Source organism: Streptomyces niveiscabiei, from assembly GCF_001419795.1.
GTDB classification, from domain to species: domain Bacteria; phylum Actinomycetota; class Actinomycetes; order Streptomycetales; family Streptomycetaceae; genus Streptomyces; species Streptomyces niveiscabiei.
The window spans coordinates 1-5942 of the sequence record NZ_LIRL01000704.1 but is presented as its reverse complement, the minus strand read 5'-3'; the positions used below and the strand labels follow the sequence as shown (position 1 = coordinate 5942).

The window sequence follows — 5942 nt, the reverse complement described above, 5'->3', positions numbered from 1 at the left end:
GGCGAGATCGACTTCCCGCCCGTCCTCGCGGCCCTCGCCGAAGGGGAGGTGCTGGTGGATGCCGCGCCGCATGTCCTCGATCTGGACGTTCAGCAGCCGGGGCGCCGCGAGCCGTACGCAGTCCAGCAGGGGGAGGTCCTCGACGCAGTGCGCGTGCCCGATGTCGAGGGTGATGCCGAACAGCTCGTGTCCGCCGGTGAGTTCGGCGACGCGCAGACAGCGATCGACGGTGTCGGCGAACATGTACGGCTCGGGTTCGAAGGCGAGGGAGACGCCGTAGAACTCGGCGGTCTCCAGCACCCGTCCGACCCCGTCGGCGAGCCGCTTGAACGCGTCGGCCTCGGGGATGCCGTCGGGGGCGGGGCCGCTGCACAAGTGGACGGTGGGCGAGCCGAGTTCGTCCGCGATGCGCACGGCCCGGCGCAGCAGTTCGACGCGTTGGTCGACGCCGTCGCCCATCAGCGTGGGCTGGTGCTTGCCGTAGGGGTCGAGGAGGTAGGGGGCACCCGTCTCGACGGTCACGCTCAGCCCGTACCGGTCCAACTTCCGGCGTACGTCGGCCACTCGGCGGGGCAGGTCGTCGGCGTACGGGTCGAGGTGGACGTGGTCGAGGGTGAGCGCCACGCCGTCGTAGCCGAGGTCGGCGAGGACTCCGAGGACGTGGTCGAGCCGGTGGTGCGTGAATCCGTTGGTGCCGTAGCCGAACCTGAGGGGGGAGGCCATGCCTGGTTCCTCACACGGGAGTTAGGTGGGGGAGATCCGCCGGGCCAGTCGGCGGGCGAGGGGGTGTACGGCGCCGAGCAGCGCCGCCGCGACGGGGGCACCGGCGCGCGCGGTGAGCGCGGCCTGCAAGGGGACGAGCGCGGTGATCCCGGCCCCGACCGCGCCCCGCACGTTCTCCCCCGAGGGCGCCCGCACGGCCTTGACCTGCGCGAGCCCGTAGGAGCCGAGGTAGGCGAGGGCCGCGGCACCGGCGATCACGGCGGTGGCGGCGGTACGGGGGTTCTGGGGGCGTGTTCGGCGGAGTGCGGCGGCGAGGGCAGTGGCGCGGGCGGCGGTCGTCGCCCCGGAGACCGGGGCACTCGCGCTGCTTGCTGCCGATGCCACGGAGGCCAGAGCGCTCGCCCTGCCTGCCGACGCCACGGAGGCCAGGGCACTGCCCGCTGCCGACGCCGCAGAGGCCGGGGCACTCGCCCTGCCTGCTGCCGACACGGAAGCCAGGGCACTGCCCGCTGCCGACGCCACGGAGGCCCGGGTGCTCCCCCTGCCAGTCGGCGCCCCTGCGGCCCTCACGCCCGACCGAACCGGCCCGGCGACCGGCTGCCTCGCGGAGCGGCCGTCCGACCGGCTCGACGTACCGCCCGCTCCGGCGACCGTGGGTGGCACGGCGCGCGCGGGCGGCCTCGCCGCTCCGCCCGCGATGACCCTCAGCGCCGTACCGCCGCGCGCGTCGGCCGCCGTGCCGGACCCCCTCAGCCCCCGCACCAGCGGCCCCGCCGCCGTCGCGAGCACGGTCGCCGTGGAGGCGGCCAGCGTCCGGGCCGGGACGTCCGCGGGGGCGCCCGCTATCTCGTGGCGGCTCAGGGCGGTGAGGGTGTACGTGTGGGCGGCCATGAGGGCGGCCGGGAGGGTGCCCCGGCGCAGGGCGCTCGCGGCGGCGCCGGGCGGGGCGACCGCGAGGGCGCCGGTGAGGACGTCGGCGGCGCGGGCGCCGGCCATCACGGCGGGGCCCGCCGGGGTGGACTTGAGGCCGAGGTCGTAGGACCAGACCAGGGCCGTGAGAGGGAGCGCGCCCAGGAGCCCTCGGCGGCCTCCGGTCGCCGCGGCGAGGCCGAGGCTCGCGGCGGTCAGGCCGGTCGCGACGGCGAGGGCCGTGCGGCGGGGCACGCGTCCCGAGGGGACGGGCCGGTCGGGGCGCTCGACGGCGTCGACCGTGGCGTCCGCGTAGTCGTTGAGCGCCATGCCCGCCCAGTACATGCAGACGGAGGAGGCGGTGGCACCCAGGACGCGCGGGTGCCAGGGGGTGCGGGCCGCCGCCGCTCCGGCGAGCACATCACCCGGCACGCTCAGAGCCGCGGGTGCCCTGACGAGCCGTAGTAAATCCGAAGTGCGCCGGTCATAGGGGGACTTGGAGCGGAATGTAAATTTCCGATCATCCATGCACGCACCTTACTCACAGTATTTTCACTTTCAAAGGTATCCGGATGTATGTGGAGCAGTGGTGAAGGCAACAGGGGAAAGGCTTTGCGGAGTCCGGGGAGTTGAGGGTATGGACACCTGAACTCACCTTTGTGCGCGCAGTCTTCGCCATACGGCCTTCGCCGCGTTGTGTCCGGACATGCCGTGCACCCCGGGCCCCGGCGGGGTCGCCGAGGAGCAGATGAAGATCGCCGGGTGCCGGGTGGTGTACGGCGACAGCGACAGCTTGGGACGGAGCATCACCTGGAGCCCGGCGAACGCGCCCGTGCCGATGTCGCCGCCCACGTAGTTGGCGTTGCGGACGGCGAGCTGGGGCGGCCCGAAGGTCGCGCGCGCGAGGACCCGGTCCCTGAACCCCGGTGCGAAGCGCTCCAGTTGGCGTTCGATCGGCTCCGTGAGGTCGCCGGTCCAGCCGCTCGGGACGTGGCCGTACGCCCAGAAGACCTGCTTGCCCTCGGGCGCGCGCGTGGGGTCGACGATGCTCGGCTGGACGGTGATCATGAACGGGCGGTCGGGGGCGCGGTTCTCCCGGGACGCGGCCTTCAGCGCGGCGCCGATCTCCGCGCTGTCCGCGCCGATCTGCACGGTCGTCGCCGATCGGGGCGCCTCGGCGGTCCACGGGACCGGGCCGTCGAGCGCGTAGTCGACCTTGAACACGCCCGCGCCGTACCGGTAGTTGTCGTAGTAGCCGCCGAGGCCCGCGATGCGCGCGAGGGCGGTCGGGGAGGTGTCGAACACGTACGCGCGCGCGGGCGGGAGGTCGTCGAGGCGCTTGACCTCGTAGTCCGTGTGGATCTCGCCGCCGAGGTCCTTGAGGTAGCCGGCGAGCGCGTCGGAGATCGCCTGGGAGCCGCCGCGGGCCACCGGCCAGCCCCGCGCGTGCGCGGCGAGCGCGAAGACGAGGCCGATCGCGCCGGTCGCGAGGCCGGTGAGGGGCGCCATGACGTGGGCGACGAGGCCCGCGAACACCGTCTTCGCGGGCTCGTCCCGGAAGCGGCGGGTCAGCCACGTCGACGGGGGCAGGCCCGCGAGGCCGAAGCGGGCCAGGGTGACCGGGTCGCGGGGCAGCGCGGTCAGAGGCAGCGACATGAAGTCCCGTACGAGGGTGTCCCAGTGCGGCAGGAACGGCTCGACCAGGCGGCGGTAGGCGCCCGCGTCGCGTGGGCCGAAGGACGCGGCCGTCTCGGCGACGGAACGCGCCAGGACCGCCGCGCTGCCGTCCGGGAACGGGTGGGCCATCGGCAGCTCCGAGTGCAGCCACTCAAGGCCGTACCGATCGAGGGGCAGCGCCCGGAAGGCCGGTGAGTTGATCCCGAGGGGGTGCGCCGCCGAGCACGGGTCGTGCAGGAACCCCGGCAGCGTCAGCTCCTCGGTGCGCGCGCCCCCGCCGACGGTCTCCTTCGCCTCGAACAGCGCCACGGAGAACCCCCGGCGCGCCAACTCCACGGCGGCGGTCAGTCCGTTCGGCCCCGCCCCCACCACCACCGCATCGAACACCGCCGCCACTTCGGACCCCTTCGTCAGCCGTCCGGCCACCTGGGGCCAGGATATGCCGGGGGTCCGACAACGGGTCCGGGGCGTCGGCTCACTCCCTTCCGGCGAGCGTCCTGATGACCGTCCGCGCGGTCTCGGCGTCCCGCGCCGTCGTGAACGGCAGGGCGTTGCCCCCGGTGATGCGGAACGGCTCTCCGGTGAGCGTCAGGTGGGTGCCGCCCGCCTCCTCGACCAGCAGCAGGCCCGCCGCGTGGTCCCAGGCGGCCTCCCAGGAGAAGGCCGTCGCGTCGGACTCGCCGCGGGCGATCGCGAGGTACTCCAGTCCGGCGGCGCCGCACGCGCGCGGGGCGATGCCGTCGGTCCAGAGGTGGCGCAGGACGGCCTTCTGGTCGTCGTCCGTGTAGTCGGGGTGGGAGCAGGCGACGCGGAGGTCGGCGCCGGGGGCCGGGCGGCCCGCGTGCAGGCGCTCGCCGTCCAGGTACGCGCCGCCGCCGCGCACGGCCGTCGCGAGCTGGTCGCGGGCGGGCGCGTACGTCCAGGAGGCGAGGAGGACGCCGCGCCGGGCGAGCGCGACCAGCGTGCAGAAGCCGTCCTCGCCGCGCACGAACGGGCGGGTGCCGTCGACGGGGTCGACGATCCACACGGGGGCGTCGCCCCGTATCGCCCCGTACACCGACGGGTCCGCGTGGACCGCCTCCTCGCCCACGACGACCGAGCCGGGCAGGAGCCTGCCGAGGACGTCGGTGAGGTACTTCTCGGCGAGCCGGTCCGCGTCGGTCACCAGGTCGTGGGGGCCCGCCTTCTCGTCCACGTCGCCCGCGCCGAGCCGCCGGAAGCGGGGCATGATCTCGGTCGCGGCGGCCGTCCGGACCGCGTCCTCCACGTCGGCCGCACGCCGGGCGAGAAACTCCTCGATGGTTTCCATGTCTTCGATCATGTCTCCATGAGAGCACGCCCCACTGACAATCCCCGCCCGCCCGATGCACTCCGGGTGGAATCGGGATGAAAGGCCGGTTCCCGCCGGTCAGCGGCCGACGGCGTACCCCTGCATCCCGCGCGGGTTCGCGGCGGCGGACAGCACGCCGGTCTCCGGGTCGCGCGCGACCGCGCACAACCGCCCTTCCGACCAGGGGCCGCCCACGGTCACGTCGTGCCCGCGCCGCCGCAGTTCCTCGACGACCCCGGCGGGCGTGCGCTCCTCCACGGTGACGCTGCCGGGGTTCGTTCCGCGCGGGTAGAACGAGCTGGGGAAGGAGTCGTTGTGCCAGTTCGGCGCGTCGATCGCCCCTTGGAGGTCGAGTCCGCCCCGCGCGGGCGCGCGCAGGGCGACGGCGAGGAAGAAGTGCACCTGCCACTGGTCCTGCTGGTCGCCGCCGGGCGTGCCGAACGCCAGCACGGGCACGCCGTCGCGCAGCGCGAGGGACGGCGACAGCGTCGTACGGGGCCGTCGTCCGGGCGTCAGGGAGTCCGCGAGGCCCTCCTCCAGGCGCGTCATCTGCAAGCGCGTGCCCAGCGGGAAGCCGAGTTCCGGCACGACCGGGTTGGACTGGAGCCAGCCGCCGCTGGGCGTGGCCGCGATCATGTTGCCCCACCGGTCGACGATGTCCAGGTGGCAGGTGTCGCCCCGGGTCGTGCCGTCGGTCGCGACGGTGGGTTCCCCCACACCGAGCGCCCCCGCGCCGGGCGCCCCGGAATCGGCGTCCACGCGCGCGTGCGCGCCGATGCGGGGCTCGCGTCCCCCGGGCGCGCCGGGCCGCAGCTCGTACGACGCCTTGTCGCCGATCAGTTCGCGCCGTCCGGCGTTGTACGCCGACGACAGCAGGTCGGCGAGGGGCACCTCGCGCGCGTCGCCGTACCAGGCCTCCCGGTCGGCCATCGCGAGCTTGCAGCCCTCGATCAGCAGGTGGACGTAGTCGGCGCTCCCGTAGGGCGGCAGCTGCGGCGGGAGCAGGGCGAGTTGCTGGAGGAAGGCGGGGCCCTGACTCCAGGGGCCCGGCTTGCAGACGGTCCAGCCGTTCCAGTCGTACGTCGCGGGCGCCTCGTAGGCCGCGGACCAGCCGGCGAGGTCGGCGGCCGTGAGGGTGCCGGTGTGGCGTTCGCCGGTGGCGTCGAGGGTGGGGCGCGCGGACTGCCGCACCAGCGCCTCGGCGATGAACCCGGTACGCCACACGTCCCGCGCGGCGTCGATCTGCGCCGCGCGGTCGGCCGTGCCGGACACCTCGTCCAGGAGGCGGCGCCAGGTCGCGGCG

5 protein-coding genes are annotated in these 5942 nt (G+C 74.7%); all 5 read right to left on the bottom strand.

The features are described 5' to 3' along the window. Window positions 1-723, bottom strand: a 723-nt coding sequence (locus tag AOK24_RS31085) for a sugar phosphate isomerase/epimerase family protein (RefSeq protein ID WP_055723372.1), incomplete at its 3' end; no start/stop codon positions are given. A 21-nt stretch (window positions 724-744) separates the two neighbouring features. Continuing rightward, window positions 745-2064 carry a UbiA family prenyltransferase gene (locus AOK24_RS31080; protein ID WP_240554219.1) on the bottom strand — a complete coding sequence of 440 codons (1320 nt, stop codon included), beginning with the start codon at window positions 2062-2064 and terminating at the stop codon, window positions 745-747. Window positions 2065-2283: 219 nt separating this feature from the next. Then, window positions 2284-3696, bottom strand: a complete 1413-nt coding sequence (locus AOK24_RS31075; protein ID WP_055723373.1) for a phytoene desaturase family protein — start codon at window positions 3694-3696, stop codon at window positions 2284-2286. Between the two features lie 88 nt (window positions 3697-3784). Next, on the bottom strand, window positions 3785-4630 hold the full coding sequence (locus tag AOK24_RS31070) for an inositol monophosphatase family protein (RefSeq protein WP_055723370.1): 846 nt from the start codon (window positions 4628-4630) through the stop codon (window positions 3785-3787). Between the two features lie 87 nt (window positions 4631-4717). Beyond that, a partial coding sequence (locus AOK24_RS31065; RefSeq protein WP_055723369.1) for a gamma-glutamyltransferase occupies window positions 4718-5942 on the bottom strand: 1225 nt, incomplete at its 5' end.

Coding starts and splice junctions, on each gene's coding strand:
- AOK24_RS31070 (WP_055723370.1), bottom strand. CDS start 4,630: ATGATCGAAGACATGGAAACCATCGAGGAGTTTCTCGCCCGGCGTGCG.